Below are 16,488 nucleotides of genomic sequence, written 5' to 3'. Positions count from 1 at the left end.
ATTTGCGATTATTTCAGTCGATCCCCCGGCTGAGCGTCGCGATGCGGAACGAACAGGGTCAGATTTTCCCCTTCTCCCGCCGCGAGTAGCATAGCCTCAGAAAGTCCGAATTTCATTTTTCGCGGCTTGAGATTCGTGACCGCCACTACTTTTAGACCGACTAAAGATTCCGGATCGTACGCCGCCTTAATCCCCGCAAAGACGTTTTTGTTCCCCAGGGATCCTAGATTCAATTTTACCTGGACCAGTTTATCTGCACCTTCCACAGGACCGGCTTCGTCGATACGGCCAACTCGCAATTCCACCTTCCCCAAATCCTCAATGGAGATCTCGCCCAAGGAAGTCACCCCCTCCGTTTTGGAATTCGGAGTCGCTACCGCGGTTTGTCCTTGGACTACAGGAGTTTTGTTTTCTTCTATCATAGTTTGAATCGCCTTTTCTTCCACCCGTTTCGTGATCATTTCGTACGGAGCTACTTTCGATTTTTCCAGATCGGAAGAGAGGTCCGAAAAGGAAGGGAGTCCCTTGAGCCCTAAAAGTTCGTATACTTTAGAGGAAATTTTCGGCACCACCGGAAAGAGATAAATCGCCAAGATACGTGCCGCATTCAACGCCACGGTCACTGTCCCCCTGGCCTTTTCCGGATCCTCCTTGATTTGACTCCAAGGAGCAAGATCGTTCACGTATTTGTTCGCCACGTCGCCCAAGCGGGAACACTCCCGCATAACGCGAGAGTAATTTCTTGATTCGTACCACTCCCGGATTTTTTCCTCGCCAGCGCGAAGTTCGTCCAGAACGATCCGTCCTTCCGGAGGAAGTTCCCCTAATGTTCTATTCAATTTATCTAAAATAGAAGTCGATACGCGCGATACCAGATTCACGAAGTTTCCGACCAGGTCCGAATTGACCTTTGCCGTATAATCCTCGAAAGAAAGATCCAAATCGTCCATGCCGGAGCCTAACTTTCCGGAAAGATAAAAACGAAGATGTTCCGGGTCCAAATGTTTCAGATAATCTTCTGCACGGATAAAAGTTCCCCTGGATTTGGACATCTTTTCTCCGTTTACCGTAATGAACCCGTGTACATGCACCAAGGAAGGGGATCGGTACCCTCCTCCGTTTAGCGTTGCCGGCCAAAATAGCGTGTGAAAATAAAGAATATCTTTTCCGATAAAATGCGCGATCTCCGCGCCTTCATCCCTCCAAAAAGAGTCGAATTTCACCCGATCTCCTTTAAAGAAATTTAAACTGGATGCCATATATCCGATGGGAGCGTCCAACCAAACGTAAAAATATTTCCCGGTTTCCCCCGGAATTTCGAAACCGAAATAGGGTCCGTCCCGGGAGATATCCCAATCCTGCAAACCCGCTCCGAACCACTCTTGCAGTTTTTTTCGCACACCGTCCGCCACGTGCGTTTCGTCGTCGACCCACGAAGAAAGAAATTTCCCGAAATCTCCCAATTTAAAGAAGATATGTTTGGATCGTTTGGCTACGGGAGGAGTCCCGCAAAGAGCGCAATGGGAATTCTTCAGATCCTTCGGGGAATACGTGGCGCCGCAAACTTCGCAACTATCTCCGTATTGGTCCGGAGAACCGCAATTCGGACAAGTTCCTTTAATAAAGCGATCCGGCAGGAACATCTTATCGTACTCGCAATAGGCCTGCTCGATTTCCCTCTCCGCGATGTGTCCTTTTTCCTTTAAAGAAAGATAAATTTCCTCGGAAAGAATGCGGTTTTCTTCGGAGTTCGTAGTATAATAATTATCGTATTCGACCAAAAAACCGGTCAGATCCCGGTGGTGCTCCCGTCGCACCCGATCGATCAATGCTTCCGGTTCGATTCCTTCCTTTCTCGCGGCCAACATGATCGGAGTTCCGTGAGTATCGTCGGCGCAAAAAAAGTAACATTCGTTTCCTGCGGCCTTTTGGAAACGGACATAAACGTCCGTCTGGATCGCTTCCAGCACGTGTCCTAAATGGATGGGACCGTTCGCGTACGGTAAAGCCGAAGTCACTAGGATCCGGCGTTTCCTATCTGTTCTCACGTAGTCAGGATGGGAAAAATTCCCCCAAAAGCAACATGGATTTTCATTGCAAAACGTCCATGCAGGGTAAAATACTTCGGAAATACGCTACGTCTTTCGGAGAAGGAAGGAAAACAATGGAGAGGGTTTCATCCTTAGCGAGTAAGGTACTGCCTGGCCACGAATTTTACGAAAAATTTCAAAAGGGGCTGGATCCGGAATCTGAAATTTTTCAGTTGAAAATGAACTATGCCAAGGTTTTGGTCAGCCTTTGGTCTTACGCTTGTCACGCGGACGGAAACTTTCACAAAAGAGAAGGCAACTTGGTGGGGCAAATGGTAAAAGCCATGTTCGACAAAGATTGCATTTTCGATTCCCACCAGGATAGCAAGGAAGAGATCGTGGAGGAGCTCTCCGAAATTTTCGAATCCCCCCTTCCCGTCAAAATGATCCGAGATTTCGCCGAGGGAAATCCCGTCCTAGCGATGAATTTTTACGAAGACGCAGTCTGCATCATCGCCACCGACGGATCCTTTAGCGATAAGGAAAAAGAGTTCCTGAACGACCTTGCAGCGGAACTCGAAATATCGCAGATGGACAAGAAAAACATCGATAACAAATATACGGATGCGAGCGGCAAAGACTAAAAGCGAAGTCCTTGCCCGCCTTTCATGTCTTCTTATTTCGTTCTTCCGTTCTTTTTCTATCTAGGAGTCCAGATCTTTCTTTCCGGCCCGATTCTTCAGGTCCTAGTAAATATCGTCTCTTTTCGTCTCTTCAGATTCAGGTGGTTAAGTCCCGGGATTCTACTTCCGGGACTTTGGGTTTGGGCCCGGACTTTTACAGTTCATTTTCCGGGTGAATTAGGGACGGACATCGTCCATGCGAAAGGAAGTTTCCTAAAGTTCCGTGTTTCCATCGCGAAGCTATTTAAAGGAAAGCTGATCCTAAAAGGAGTCAATCTTCGCTCCTTCCATATGGACTACACGAACAGAATCGACTCACGGAAAAAAACTCCTTATTTGCCTCGTCGAGGAAGGATCCAAATCGGATTCGACAAGGTGATACATTCCAGCATCGACATCGAGGACAGAACTCTCACTCCGATCTTCAACATACAGATTCGGGATATTAAAATAGAAAACGGACTATTGGACGTAGGCTCTCCTTTGGAAATCCTATTTCGCAGCAGGAACGGCACATGTCGCCTAGGACGGGAAGGAATCCTCAGGATAGGAACGTTGCGAAGTGGAGAAAGAGGATACTTGAATCTTTCCGGAATCACATGGGGAGAATTAGCGGGTTTGGAGATCATTCCAATTCCTCTATTCAAAAAGAAAGTCCATCTTTCCGTGGAATTCAGACATATCGACGAGGATCATACCGACTTCGAAGGAACCTTGGTCCATACCTCCCAAAACTCCGACGAGGATTCGGAAAGTTATCCGTTCCGTTTCGGAGCGGATTGGAAGGAATTCAATCTTCCCTTCGACATCGCATTAAGAAAATTGATTATGGAACTTTTTTTGCAGACCAAACTGGAAAGCCTGATGGCCCGCACCCTTCAGACCATCGCGAAAGGGATCCGTATGTTTTTGCGTAAGGAATGATCCTGTTTGAATTCCACGGATTGGCTGCAAAACGGTTTCATTCTCTTCGGCGGGTTTTTGGCGGTACTGCTCTCCGCTACGGAATTTTTTTCCCCTCCTTTTAAACGTTCCAAATTCCTTTTCGCCTCCGCACTTTTTTCGATCGGTGTCTTACAATTATCGAGCGAATTCATTTTAGAAAAAGGGAATGCTCTTCCGAACTTTTACGTGAGCTTCCATACCGCCTTCCTGTTTTTACCCGCTCCTTTGGCTTTTTTGTGCGTAAAATCGCTTTCGCACGAAGCGGATCCCGCGTCGGATCTTCGGGCCGTGTCTTTACTTGTCGGACTTCCTTTTTTGTCGGCTTTTCTATACGCGCAGTTTTCGGGCTTATTCTTCGAAAAATATCTCCCGGAAGTCTGCGAATCCCCGGAGTGCGGCGTGTCTCGCTCCCTGTATTGTATCGCAGCCGTTTTTTCCCTCGTCTTCGCCTATCATATCCTTCGGATGTCCGTTCCTATACGTAACTTCCGAGTTCGGACATTACTTCTGATCTTCGCGTTCGATACCTGTATCGTTTCCGTTCTTGTGATCCTCGGTGCGATCGTCGACGTTCTTTTTTTCAAAATCTCTCTACTGATCATCACGCTAGTCGTGTGTTCGCTTTTTGTACTCGGAAAAAGATATCCGGATCTCGCGGATAATATCCGTTCGGAATTCGGCAAAACGAAGTATGCAAGAACGAGACTCGCCGGATTAAATTCGGATTCCGTCCTGGAACGGCTGAACTTCCTGCTCGATACCGAAAAAATCTATCGAAACGAAGGAATATCCCTGGCCGGAATCGCCAAAGACCTATCCATTACGCCTCACCAGCTTTCCGAATTGATCAATCAAAAACTAAACCAGGGATTTTTTTCCCTGATCAACGGCCGAAGGATAGAAGAAGCGAAAATCCTCCTAGCGGAAACGGATAAGACGGTTCTCGAAATAGCCTACGAGGTGGGATTTAACAATCGATCTTCGTTTAACGAATCTTTTCTGAAGTTCGCCGACGAAACTCCGGTGAGTTATAGAAAAAAATATAAATATAAGAGATTATAAACTCCGGTCAAAAAAAAGAAGAGCCGTTATAACTTCCGGCGACTTTCCCTTTCCGATCCGATACAATTCCTCTTATCGATCCTAAAGGAAGGGTATAAAAATGCAGACACACATTCTTGAATCTGAAAAGGCAAAATCGGGATCCAAGTATTTCGATTTCTTACGTAGCGCCTATCTACTCATGAATTTAGCGGTGTATTTCGGTTTTGCGGTCGGATTTCTGGTTCAACCCAATCCCCTAGCGGAGATGATCGGGATCTCTTTCCGATCGACCGCAGCGTTGGCGGATTTTCGCGCTATGTACGGAGGACTTTGCTTGGGTATAGGAATCCTGATCCTGTCGGGAATGTTACGGCCTACGGCCAGGATCGCCGCGATTCAGCTTTCCCTTTTGACTGCGGCCGGCCTGTTTCTAGGTAGGTTGATTACGATCGTATTCGACGGCCCGGGAAACGAATACATATACATAAGCATGTTTACCGAAGCAGTAGGCGTATTTTTGGGCTGGTTCCTCCTCCGTAAATGATTCGGACACTCGAATCCTGAGGATTTCGTTTAGCGGAGAACCCTCGATGCTAAACGAAATCGGAGAGAACTATTCGTATTTAACCGAACAACCGTACGGTTGAGACGCAGGAACCGAAACCGCCTTACCGGCAAGAACTTCGCCGACGGCATCGAGAACGTAATTTTTAGCCCCCGGAATGTCTTCCGCATCCGTCGTAGGTTTATCGTCTATAGCGCCGCTATAAAGGATCTTACCCTGGGGAGATATCAGCACCATCTGGGGAGTTGTCTTTGCGCCGTAGGCTCTTCCCATGCTTCCATCCGGATCCAAAAGAACGGAAGTGGGGAAAGCTCTGGATTTTTTCAGGTATTCCTTTTCTTGCTCCGCAGTCACGTAGCCCTGTTTTCCCGGTGCGGAAGAAATCACGCTCAGCCAAACCACACCTTTGGATGTGATCTCTTTCTGTAATTTTTGCATATTTCCGGAATTGTAATGTTTGCGAACGAAAGGACATCCCTGGTTATGCCATTCCAGAATTACGAATTTTCCTTTGAATTCGGTTAAGCTTCTCAATTTGCCATCTATGTCTTTTTCCGAAAAATCCGGAGCAGGATCCCCCGGTTTCATCGCCCACAAGGAAGAAATCAAAATCGCAAGTATCGAAAAAAGCGAAAGTGCACGTTTCATTTTCGATCCACCTTTTCAATCAACTAAACGCTCGAAATTAGACCCGATCGAAACGAGTTCTGTTCGCTAGCCGAAACATTTTCCCCGGTTCGTCTTGCTGGAATTCAATATTCATTGCAGGGTTTTTAAAAAGACGTCATTCTGGCCTAAATCCTCGGAGTAAAACAGAATCGTATCGAAGGATATCTCCGGCGGAATCCCAAAGGACGGAACATGCAGGACAACATAGAGTTATTCGTAAGAAGATTACCGCATCTTTTCTTTATTCTATTTTCGATTCCCATCGCTTTTTATCTTTATACCGGCTACAAGGAAAAGAGAAGCAAAAGATTCTTCATCACTTGGCCCGCGGTTACCTCCTACATACTGTTAGGTTGCGGTTTCATTCTTATCGTTTTGTCCGCCTATCTTTCCGTGGACGACATTCTCACCATTTTCAGGGAACTCACTACTCTGTTCGCTTTCATCTACGGAGTTTTCGCCACCATCCATGATTTCCATGAAAAGGACGATAGCACGGGAAAACGCGTAGTCACCAAGGTCGGGAAGATCGGCGTGATGGTGCTGACCGTGAATATCCTACTCTCCATGAGCACCGACTACGTGAATCAAGCGCTTGCCAACCTAGATAAGAATAATCTAGACTCCAAGATCAAGATCTTGGAGGACGAATACCTAACCCAAACCGGGGAAATCCGAGGAGATACTGCCCTGCTTCTCACCAACTACCAACAATACATCGAGCTATCCCATAAAAAAGTCGGGGAACTAGAAGCCGAAATCGAAAAATTGAGAAAAGAATCCCTATCCTTAACAGCCTCGCTTAAGGAAACACAAGGGAAATTGGCCCAGTCCGTCCAGGAAACCCAGGATAGAAAAAAGGAGTACGGAGATCTGAACTCCGAATTGTTGGCCAGGACCCATAGTCTGTCCGAATGCTCTACGAAGTTAAACGACACGGCACAAAAATTAGAAGAAAAACAAAAAACCGCCGCCTCTCTGAGCACGGATCTGCAATCCAGAACGGCAGAGCTGGCTTCCTGGACCACGAAAGCGAATTCTTGCGGCGTCGATTTGGCGAGTTCCAGAAAAAATCACACGGAATTGAGTTTGCAGATCCAAACGAAAGCGACGGAATTGGGCGCCTGTGAGGGAAGAATCCAGGAATCCGCTAAATCGACTTCAGAACTTAAAAAAAATCTAATGGATATCACTGCGGCCTTCAACGCAAAAACCGCGGATTACGCAGGTTGCTCCACCCAAACGACGGAATTAAAGGCGCTTCTTTCCGAAAAGACGAAGTCCCTGGCCGAAGCGGTCTCTCTATCGAATGTGCGAGGAGGAGATCTCCGGAATTGCCGCGCGGTTATCGATAAGGAAATGGTCGGAATCTCCCAGAAATTATCCGGAATCGAGGATTCCGTCAGGACAAAGCCTACGCGAGAAATGAAGGAGCCCAAAAGCTCGCCCTGAAAGAGAATCGTTAGGCGTATTTAAGACCTTCTCCAGCTGAATACGCCTAGACCGATCATCCAGAGTAGCAATAAGACGCTCGCCGGCATATTCACCATCATGGACAACTCTGAAAATCCGGTATAACCGATGATAACTCCGGCTACAGTCGTAGGAATCCCGGCTAAAATGCCTAGGACTCCAGACCATCTCGGAAAGGAGGAATCCAGCAATAAAGCGAAGCCGATCGTAAATACGGTAACTCCGGTGATCAGACCGGATACGCTAGCCAAACCTATCTCGATCTGTCGAACTCCGAATGCGGAATAGAACAAGACGGCCTTATCCGGTTCGGCAGCAGAAGCCCAGGCGTTGACCATGGACTTCAAGGCAACTCCGTCCACGGCTTGTAACGCCCCCGTCAACGCGAGTACGGCAACCGCTCCGATGGAACCGATCTGACCGAACACTCTCGCGGCCGGCTCCGACAACACCGAATTCAGGAGAACGAGAGAGATGACCATTAAGGCTGCTCCTAGAAGTTGGATAAAATGGCTCGCCACCCAATGGTGATCCTCCGCGTATTCCGTAAATGCGGCCAATGCATCATTCGGGTCCGCGTGCATCGGATGTAGATAGGTTCCCACAAATAGGAATAGTGCGCCGGCAATCGCGGTGATCGCGATCGTTTTGTTCGTGAATTTACTTTGCATCTTTTGCTCCGCTGTCCGAATCGGAAAGACCGCTTAGGAGAGGTCGAGAAAGATAAGACGTCCTACTCCTTCAAAGTTTTCAACAATAATTCCTTATTGAGTAAGGTCGGAAGAAATTTAGGTCGGTCTGATTTTCCGGGCGGGTAATAAACATAGAACGGAACGCTGTTCCTACCGTAAGAATCCAATGCCTTCGTGATTTCGGAGTCTTCATTGGTCCAATCCGCTTTTAAAACCTTTATGTTTTTGGATTTAAAAAAAACCGAAACGTCATCCGAATCCAAAACCGTTCGCTCGTTGAATTTACAGGTGATACACCAATCTGCGGTAAAATACAAAAAGACCCCCGATCCTTGCTTCAAACTAGAATCCAATCTTTGCTTCGAAAATTCTTCCTGTGGAAAATGTTCCGGCGAAACGGAGACAGTAGGACGGGAAGGAGACTTCCTCAAATAATACGCCGTACCGAACAAGGAGACGAACGCTAACAACAAGATCGCTTTATTCAGCAAGGCCGATTCCGTTCTTTTGGAAACCCAAAGTAAAAAAAGAGAAAGAACGATCCAAACCAAAACGATCGAAGACGAATTACGATCCGCCAATGCTCCAAGCACCCAGAAGAGCCAGATCGAGGTAAGAAATAATGGAAACGCAAGAAATTCCCGAAACGTCCGCATCCAAGGTCCGGGCTTGGGAAGAATTCCGGCAAGACCCGGAACGTTCCTGATTGCAAGAACGGGAAGAGCCGTCCCCAAAGCCAAGAACGCAAACACCGTCATTCCGTTTGCAATTCCTTCCGAAAGTGCGTAGGCAAGGGCAGAGCCCATAAACGGAGCGGTACAGGGAGTAGCGACGAATACGGTCAAAGCTCCCGAAAAAAAAGAGCCCGCGATTCCACTTTTGTCGGCCAATCGCGCAGTCGACCCGGAAACGGAGATCCCGAATTCGGCCACGCCTAACATCTGTAATCCGAGATAGAAAAAAATCGCGATCAAAAGAAAAACGAAGGATGGATTTTGCAGTTGGTATCCCCAACCTAGACTTTCCCCGCCTGTCTTAAGAAATAGAAAAGCGAAGTACAGGATCCAAAAAAAGACAAGGACTCCGAGAAAATAAAAGAAAGATTCCAAGAATAAGGCTCTTCGGTCCGGAATTTTAGAAAGCTCAAATGCCTTCAAAAAAAGCACCGGAAACACGCAAGGCATCAAATTGAGAAGGAGACCTCCTAAAAAAGCGAAGAACAAAGCCTGTAGGAAAAAACTGCCTGCCCCGGAACGGACAAGTACCCGGTGATTCGAATTTCCGAGTTTCAGTACCCCTCGAATCGAATCCGGATCCTTGGAAGAATATTCGGATTTCTGAATTTCGAATTCGATTTTTTCATCTGAGGATTCCAAAAGAAAAGGCTTTGCATGGGAAAGGACGGACGCATCCTCCGGGAAAAAATCGAAATCCTGCGGAAGATTTTCTCCTTCGATCCGGAACAAAAAGGAGTTCTCCCCTTTTTTACGAAAGGAAACCGTTATGTTCGGATTTTCTGATAGAGGCAAACCGGCAAGACTCGAGGCATAAGCACGTTCCTGAAATCGGTTTGCAAACACGGGTTTTTCGCCGATCGAATCCAGTACCAGAACGGCTGATTCCGGAAGACATTCCTCCTTGCAAACCAGCCAGCGGAATTCGGCACGGATAGGAAACGCCGAGGATGCCATCTTCGTTTCTAGCGGCTTTGCTCCTGCAAAAAGGGTAACCGGAAAATCGTAACCGAAATTCGTCAGGTCTCCGTATTGGATGCGTTTCGGTACGGGCCATTCCCAATCTTCGATCTTTAACGGCGATTCTGTTTTCCAGTCGGTCCTCAAACTGGTTCCGGAATCTCCCGGATTTTTCCAATAAATATGCCAACCTTCTTCCGGAGCCAGATATACCATGAATCGGACGGATTCGGAGGAAAGAGAGATTACCTGCAATTCGATACGGGAATGCTTTCCCTGATATTCTGATACGGATCGGGCAAAGACATCTCCGGCCGCCGGAAAGAGTCCGACGATCGAATGAAAAAGAAGAAGGGAGAAAATCCTAAATCCGGGCATATTTCTTTAGACCGAAAAGAAACCGATCCAATCCTGATAAGCGAAGAGAAACCCGGCGGAGGCCTTCGCCTCTATTCCAATGTTTCCGATCTAGGTTTTTGTAAAAAACTCGGATCCATTTCGTCCTTCAATCGTACCCCCGAAAGTTTACGGAGTAAGGATTCCTTTAAAAGATACTTCGTTTTCGCAGCAGCGGACTCCAAATCGAATCCGAGCGGGCGGATATTGGAGACGCAATTCCGCGCTTCATCGGTGGTACCGACTTTCGGGTCGTACGTAAGATACATCCCTAAACTATCGGCAGAGGAAAGCCCGGGCCTTTCTCCGATCAACACGATCACCGTTGCCGCTCCTAAGGTCCGAGCGATTTCGTCTCCCAGAGCCACTCTGCCGAAACGAGCCAATACGAGGGGCGCCAATTTCAGACGAAGAGATTCCAGTCCGGAAAGGAGAACATTCAGAAAGGGAACCAAATTGGAATCTGTCGCCTTCGCGGAAAGTCCGTCGATTCCTACGATGGCTAGATCGTATTCCCCCGCCCTTGCCGCCAGCTCTCCCTGCGAGCCTTCCGACAAACTGCGGCCCAAATCCGGTCGAAGGAGGTATTCGAGACGGTTCTGAGCCAGACTTTCCGCGGGGACCGCCTCGATTCCGTACCTCTTTCCCAACTTGTCCAAATTCGTCAGCAGCTCGCCGAATTTCGGTTCCAGCAAAACCGCATCTTTGGCCCTCGCGTGGTCCAATCTGAACCGAAGCAGATCCTGAGTGGAAAGGGAACCGCCGACACGATTCAGTCCGATTCTCGCGGAAGTCATTTTTTTCCATTCTTCCAAAGAAGTCATCGATCAGTCCTTTCCGTTCAAAATTCCTTCCAACAAACGAAACCCGTTTTCCGCTTTCGGCAGAAGCCCAGTTTCCGGAGAAAAGATTCCATGGGAGAGCAACCAAGATTCGAATTCGGGGGCGGGCCTCAATCCCAAAACCTGTCGCAAATACAACGCATCATGAAACGAAGTACTCTGGTAGGAAAGCATGATATCGTCCGCACCCGGAACGCCCATGATATAATTGCAACCTGCGACACCCAGCAAAGTGAGAAGAGTGTCCATGTCGTCTTGGTCGGCGTCCGCGTGGTTCGTATAACAAATATCCACACCCATAGGCAATCCCAAAAGCTTCCCGCAGAAATGATCTTCCAGACCGGCTCTAAGAATCTGCTTTCCGTTAAACAAATATTCTGGCCCGATAAATCCCACAACCGTATTTACGAGCAAAGGAGAAAATTCCCTTGCGACCGCGTAGGCTCGCACTTCCAATGTTTGTTGGTCCGCGCCATGATGAGCCCCCGCGGACAAAGCGCTCCCTTGCCCCGTCTCGAAATACATGAGATTTTGTCCTACGGTTCCTCGTCGTAGCTCCAAAGCCATTTCGTATGCTTCCCGAATCAGAGAGAGATCCACTCCGAAACTTTTATTTAAAGCCTCCGTCCCGCCTATGGATTGGAATACCAGATCTAAAGGAGCCTTTCTCTTCATGACTTCCATAGAAGTGGTGATATGACAAAGTACACAGGACTGGGTCGGGATCGAACCCCTACGGATAATGGAATCCAACATCTCCAGCAAGGCGATCACAGTCGGAACGTTATCGGTCGCCGGATTGATTCCGATTACTGCGTCCCCGCTTCCCAACAATAACCCGTCCAAAATACTCGCCGCCACTCCTCTCGGATCGTCCGTAGGATGGTTGGGTTGAAGTCTCACGGAAAGTCTTCCCGGCATTCCAAGAGTATTCCGAAATTTTGATATAACGTTGCATTTTTTCGCGACCAGGATTAGATCCTGATTGGACATTAGCTTGGATACTGCGGCCGCCATTTCCGGAGTGATCCCCCAAATCAGATCCGAAAGAGTCCGAGTATCCGTGGACTCCTTCAAAAGATAATCCCGGAATCCTCCGACGGTCAGATGAGAGATTTTACCGAAGGCTTCCTTGTCGTGTCTTTCCAGGATCAGACGACTTATTTCGTCGATCTCGGCCGGAATCAATTCCGTGTTTAGGAACTCCGAGAGATACAATTCGGATAGGGCCATCTGGGCGGCCACCCTTTCCTCCTGGCTACGGGCGGAGATTCCGGCCAAATCGTCTCCGGAACGTAAAGGACTGGCCTTGGCGAGAAGATCCTTGAGATCGGAAAATAGATACGTCCTAGGTCCTAATACGGTTTTGTAAGCCATGGACCGATCCTAATGCGAAACGGAGGATGGGAACAGAACTTTTCGCGCCCAAAACCCGCCGCTAAGTAGAATTAGGAGAAAAACTCCGAAGATTCTAGGATGCTGCCAAATCATTACGGCCAAAATCAAAACCGAAAGAAACAGAGCAATGATCGGCATCAACATTCCTCCCGGAACCGAAAAAGGGCGCTTCGCTGCGGGACGGAATTTTCTCAAAAGTAAAAAGCTGATCATCGAACCCGCATAAAGAACCACGGCACCGAACGCGGAGATGACAATCAAATCGGAAGTCCTTCCGGTAAACAGGGCCAGAATTCCCAGACAGGAATTTCCTATGAGCGCATAGGCAGGCGTCTTAAATCTAGGATGGATTTTGGAAAGGATTTCCGGCAAAAAACCGGCTCTGCCGAATTCCAGAGTCGCCCTGCCTCCTGCCAAAATGATTCCGTGAAAGGAAGCCACGAGTCCGAACAAACCGATCGTTACAAGCAGATGAAAGAACCAACTTTCTTCGCCGTACACTTTTCGCAAAGCAAGCGGCAAAGGCGAGTCCGAAGTCGCGCCGCTCACATCGGCGTATACGACAGTCCGCCAACCGTCCACTCCGATCGAGGAAAAATAGGTAAGAATACAAAGAAAAACTAATGTAGCTAAAGCGGAGCCGAAGCCGATCAGTATATTTCTCTGAGGATTTCTAGCTTCCTCCGCCACGTTCGCCACTCCTTCTATCGCTAAAAAGAACCAAATTGCGAACGGCAATGAGGCAAAAATTCCCATCCATCCGTTCGGAAGAGGGTCCTGCGAAAACTTAGGCCAGGAAAAATGAGGCAAGGTAAGAAAGCAAAAAAGAAGCAGCTCTCCCACCGCACAAAGAGTGATTGCGAATTCGAAACTGGCCGCTGTCTTCACGCCCAAGATATTTAAAGCGGTGAAAAGAAGATACGCTAGGACCGCCATCCAAATGGGAGACATCCACGGAAAGAAAAAGGAGAAATAAGCTCCGATCGCGGAAGCGATCGCCGGAGGAGCGAATAAAAATTCGATCCACTGCCCCATCCCGATCAGGTACCCCCAACGATTGCCGTACGCCTCCCTGGCATAATCGAAAGCCCCGCCGGCTTTCGGAATCATACAGGCCAGCTCCGCGTAACTAAAAGTAAAAGTCGCGTAGAGAACGATGACGATGCAGACGGCGATTCCCAGACCCAAGGTTCCCCCGACCGGCAACCCTAGATTCCAGCCGAAGTACATTCCGGAGATGACATAACCGACCCCCAATCCCCAGAGCAGCCAAGGACCCAAACCCTTTTCCAACGTTTCTTTCGTTTTCATTCTTCCCTTTTGTAGCAAAAAGCATGCCCGTTTTTGCCGAATCAACCCGGATTTAAAACTCGACGTCTAAAGGAATATGAGGTAGCCGTACATATATGCCCCAATACAGATCCCGCACTTCCACCCACGGACGAAATATGGCAGGTGCCAGAGCACTCTGGCGCGCCACAGGAATGAAAGAAAACGATTTCGGAAAACCGATCATCGCGATCGCGAATTCCTTCACCCAATTCGTTCCCGGTCACGTGCACCTGAAAGATCTGGGACAAATGGTCGCCCGAGAAATCGAAAAAGCGGGTGGAGTCGCCAAAGAATTCAATACCATCGCTGTGGACGACGGAATCGCCATGGGCCACGGGGGAATGCTCTATTCGTTGCCAAGTAGGGATCTGATCGCCGACTCCGTGGAATATATGGTGAACGCACATACGGCGGACGCACTCGTCTGCATTTCGAATTGCGATAAAATCACTCCCGGTATGTTGATGGCCGCGCTTCGTTTGAATATTCCGACGGTATTCGTATCCGGCGGTCCCATGGAAGCCGGCAAAGTAAATTGGGAAGGAGAAATCCGAAAACTCGACCTCGTGGACGCCATGGTAGAAGCCGCGAACCCGACAGTATCCGACGAATTGGTGGCCGCAGTGGAAAGATCCGCATGTCCTACCTGCGGTTCCTGCTCCGGAATGTTCACTGCAAATTCCATGAATTGTTTGACCGAGGCCTTAGGACTTTCCTTACCCGGAAACGGATCCACTTTAGCAACTCATTCCGATCGCAAAGAATTGTTTCTACAAGCGGGAAGAATTTCGGTGGAACTGGCCAAGCGCTATTACGAATCGGGAGACGAGTCCGTACTTCCTCGAAGCATCGCGAATTACCAAGCCTTCCAAAACGCGATGAGCTTGGACGTGGCGATGGGAGGTTCCACGAATACCGTCCTTCATATCTTAGCGGCCGCGCACGAGGCGGAAATCGATTTTACGATGAAGGACATAGACGCAATATCCAGAAAAGTTCCTTGCATCTGCAAAGTCGCGCCCGCTACCCAAAAATATCACATGGAGGACGTCCACCGTGCGGGCGGAGTGATCGGAATTCTTGCCGAGTTGGATCGCTCCGGCCTCATCCACAGAAATACTCCGACCGTTCATAGTAGAACGTTAGGCGAAGCTTTGGATGCTTGGGATATCACCCGACAAGACCCGAGCTCGAAAGCAGCCAGTCTATTCGGTGCAGCCCCGGGAGGAGTTCCCACTACGGAGGCTTTTTCCCAATCCAGAAGATGGCCGAGCCTGGACCTGGACAGACAAAGCGGATGCATCCGAGATGTGGAACATGCCTATTCCAAAGACGGCGGTTTAGCGGTACTTTACGGAAATCTGGCGCCGGAAGGATGCATCGTAAAAACGGCGGGTGTAGACGAGTCCATTTGGAGATTTACCGGTAGAGCTCGGATCATGGAAAGCCAAGAAGAGGCCGTGGCAAAAATCCTCGGAAACGAGATCGTGGAAGGTGACGTGGTGGTCATCCGGTACGAAGGTCCCAAAGGCGGCCCGGGGATGCAGGAAATGTTGTACCCGACTTCTTACTTGAAATCCAAAGGATTAGGAAAATCTTGTGCTCTGCTAACGGACGGTCGTTTTTCCGGAGGAACTTCCGGCTTGTCCATCGGACACGTTTCTCCGGAAGCCGCGGAAGGCGGAGTGATCGGTCTGGTAGAGGAAGGGGACGTGATCCAAATCGATATCCCGAACAGGATCATCAGATTGGAGATCGATGAAAAAGAACTTTCGTCGCGCAGAGAGGCGATGGAGGCGAAGGGAAAAGACTCTTGGAAGCCCAAGTCTAGAAAGAGACAGGTTTCTCCCGCACTGAGAGCCTATGCTGCTTTAACGACATCCGCACACACGGGAGCCGTTCGAGACGTGAGCCAGGTCGAAGGAAAAACTCCCTTAAAGACCGAAAGGCAAACTGCGGAAACGTTTCGATAGAAAAGAGAGTCATCTCTCACATTTCAGAAAAAGGAAATAAGAGAAAAGAAGGTCCTCCGAAATCCCAAAAAAGGCTGGAAATCGGAGGGACCTTCCCCTCTCATTCAACTGTAATGTCGAAAGGATTTCCATTCTCATCCGTAGGCACTCCTACGGAATTTATAGAACTTCTAAAAAAAGAATCGGAAAATCAGAATTTCGATCATTGGTTAGATCAGATCGCGGAAAAAGCGATTTCGGGAAACGACAAAGCCGTTTGGAGTTTTTTGTACCAGGCGGTACGCGATGCCGACTCCGGTAGACTTTCCTGGGGATTTCATAAAAAATTTCTTTCGGGAATTTTTCATATTCTAGCCAGGATCGGAGATAGCCAGGCGTATCGGTTATTGATCAATTACGTGAAGTCCTTGGACAGAACGATTCCGATCGGCGCGCTGGAATTGATCAGCGATTTAGTCCCCACGTTTCGCGAGATCGATATAAACGAAGTCCTCTCCATCGCTGCGAATCCCGATCCTTTAAAATCGGCGTTCGGAGTTTTAGCCTTATCCCAGCTCGTTTTGGAAAACCGTCTGCCCGAAGAAAAAACGGAAGAAACGAAACTTTTCCTGCAATCCTATACGAACGATCGGTACTTTCTAGACGATACCGTGGAACGGACCCTCGAATTACTGGAGTCCCCCGATTCGAACCTACTCTCTTTTGTGGAAGGCATAGCGCTTTCTTAAAATAAAAAAGGCGGAGCCGAATAC

General features: G+C 48.5%; 14 protein-coding genes. 7 read left to right on the top strand and 7 right to left on the bottom strand.

All coding sequences use genetic code 11. From position 1 onward, the window contains the following. Positions 1-8: 8 nt before the first annotated feature. Positions 9-2,048, bottom strand: coding sequence for a methionine--tRNA ligase (gene metG / locus EHO60_RS07285; protein WP_135767471.1), 2,040 nt, complete (start codon positions 2,046-2,048; stop codon positions 9-11). Between the two features lie 116 nt (positions 2,049-2,164). Between metG and EHO60_RS07280 the strand changes: the two genes are divergently transcribed. From EHO60_RS07280 to EHO60_RS07265, 4 genes are all read left to right on the top strand, one after another. After that, on the top strand, positions 2,165-2,674 hold the full coding sequence (locus EHO60_RS07280; RefSeq protein ID WP_135767470.1) for a tellurite resistance TerB family protein: 510 nt from the start codon (positions 2,165-2,167) through the stop codon (positions 2,672-2,674). Positions 2,675-2,698: 24 nt separating this feature from the next. After that, positions 2,699-3,637 carry a hypothetical protein gene (locus EHO60_RS07275; RefSeq protein ID WP_135767469.1) on the top strand — a complete coding sequence of 313 codons (939 nt, stop codon included), beginning with the start codon at positions 2,699-2,701 and terminating at the stop codon, positions 3,635-3,637. A gap of 6 nt (positions 3,638-3,643) precedes the next feature. After that, on the top strand, positions 3,644-4,720 hold the full coding sequence (locus EHO60_RS07270; RefSeq protein ID WP_135767468.1) for a helix-turn-helix domain-containing protein: 1,077 nt from the start codon (positions 3,644-3,646) through the stop codon (positions 4,718-4,720). Positions 4,721-4,820: 100 nt separating this feature from the next. Then, positions 4,821-5,246, top strand: coding sequence for a DUF4345 domain-containing protein (locus EHO60_RS07265; protein WP_135767467.1), 426 nt, complete (start codon positions 4,821-4,823; stop codon positions 5,244-5,246). A 69-nt stretch (positions 5,247-5,315) separates the two neighbouring features. On the opposite strand, the gene EHO60_RS07260 is transcribed toward EHO60_RS07265, so the two are convergent. Continuing rightward, positions 5,316-5,915, bottom strand: coding sequence for a thioredoxin family protein (locus tag EHO60_RS07260; protein WP_135767466.1), 600 nt, complete (start codon positions 5,913-5,915; stop codon positions 5,316-5,318). Between the two features lie 213 nt (positions 5,916-6,128). Here EHO60_RS07260 and EHO60_RS07255 point away from each other — a divergent pair, with 213 nt between their 5' ends. Next, positions 6,129-7,388, top strand: coding sequence for a family 2 glycosyl transferase (locus EHO60_RS07255; RefSeq protein WP_135767465.1), 1,260 nt, complete (start codon positions 6,129-6,131; stop codon positions 7,386-7,388). Between the two features lie 20 nt (positions 7,389-7,408). On the opposite strand, the gene EHO60_RS07250 is transcribed toward EHO60_RS07255, so the two are convergent. The 5 genes from EHO60_RS07250 to eat form a co-directional block, all read right to left on the bottom strand. Next, positions 7,409-8,080 (bottom strand): DUF4386 family protein, encoded by a 672-nt coding sequence (locus tag EHO60_RS07250; protein ID WP_135767464.1) that lies wholly within the window; start codon positions 8,078-8,080, stop codon positions 7,409-7,411. A 62-nt stretch (positions 8,081-8,142) separates the two neighbouring features. After that, positions 8,143-10,173: a protein-disulfide reductase DsbD family protein gene (locus tag EHO60_RS07245; RefSeq protein ID WP_135767463.1), complete on the bottom strand. Its 2,031-nt coding sequence runs from the start codon at positions 10,171-10,173 to the stop codon at positions 8,143-8,145. Positions 10,174-10,244: 71 nt separating this feature from the next. Continuing rightward, on the bottom strand, positions 10,245-11,015 hold the full coding sequence (gene eutC / locus EHO60_RS07240; RefSeq protein ID WP_135767462.1) for an ethanolamine ammonia-lyase subunit EutC: 771 nt from the start codon (positions 11,013-11,015) through the stop codon (positions 10,245-10,247). 3 nt (positions 11,016-11,018) lie between these two features. Next, on the bottom strand, positions 11,019-12,410 hold the full coding sequence (locus EHO60_RS07235; protein WP_135767461.1) for an ethanolamine ammonia-lyase subunit EutB: 1,392 nt from the start codon (positions 12,408-12,410) through the stop codon (positions 11,019-11,021). 9 nt (positions 12,411-12,419) lie between these two features. Beyond that, the gene (gene eat, locus EHO60_RS07230; RefSeq protein ID WP_135767460.1) at positions 12,420-13,742 is read right to left on the bottom strand and encodes an ethanolamine permease; all 1,323 of its coding nucleotides are present in this window, start codon (positions 13,740-13,742) and stop codon (positions 12,420-12,422) included. 95 nt (positions 13,743-13,837) lie between these two features. On the opposite strand from eat, the gene ilvD reads away from it, so the two are divergent. Then, complete coding sequence (gene ilvD / locus EHO60_RS07225; RefSeq protein ID WP_135767459.1) at positions 13,838-15,736, top strand: dihydroxy-acid dehydratase; 1,899 nt, start codon at positions 13,838-13,840, stop codon at positions 15,734-15,736. 113 nt (positions 15,737-15,849) lie between these two features. Continuing rightward, positions 15,850-16,464 carry a hypothetical protein gene (locus tag EHO60_RS07220; RefSeq protein ID WP_135767458.1) on the top strand — a complete coding sequence of 205 codons (615 nt, stop codon included), beginning with the start codon at positions 15,850-15,852 and terminating at the stop codon, positions 16,462-16,464. Positions 16,465-16,488 lie beyond the last annotated feature (24 nt).

Origin of the sequence: Leptospira fletcheri, from assembly GCF_004769195.1 — a bacterium.
Lineage (GTDB): Bacteria > Spirochaetota > Leptospiria > Leptospirales > Leptospiraceae > Leptospira_B > Leptospira_B fletcheri.
The sequence above is the reverse complement of the archived record's forward strand: the minus strand, read 5'-3'. Positions and strand labels throughout refer to the sequence as shown.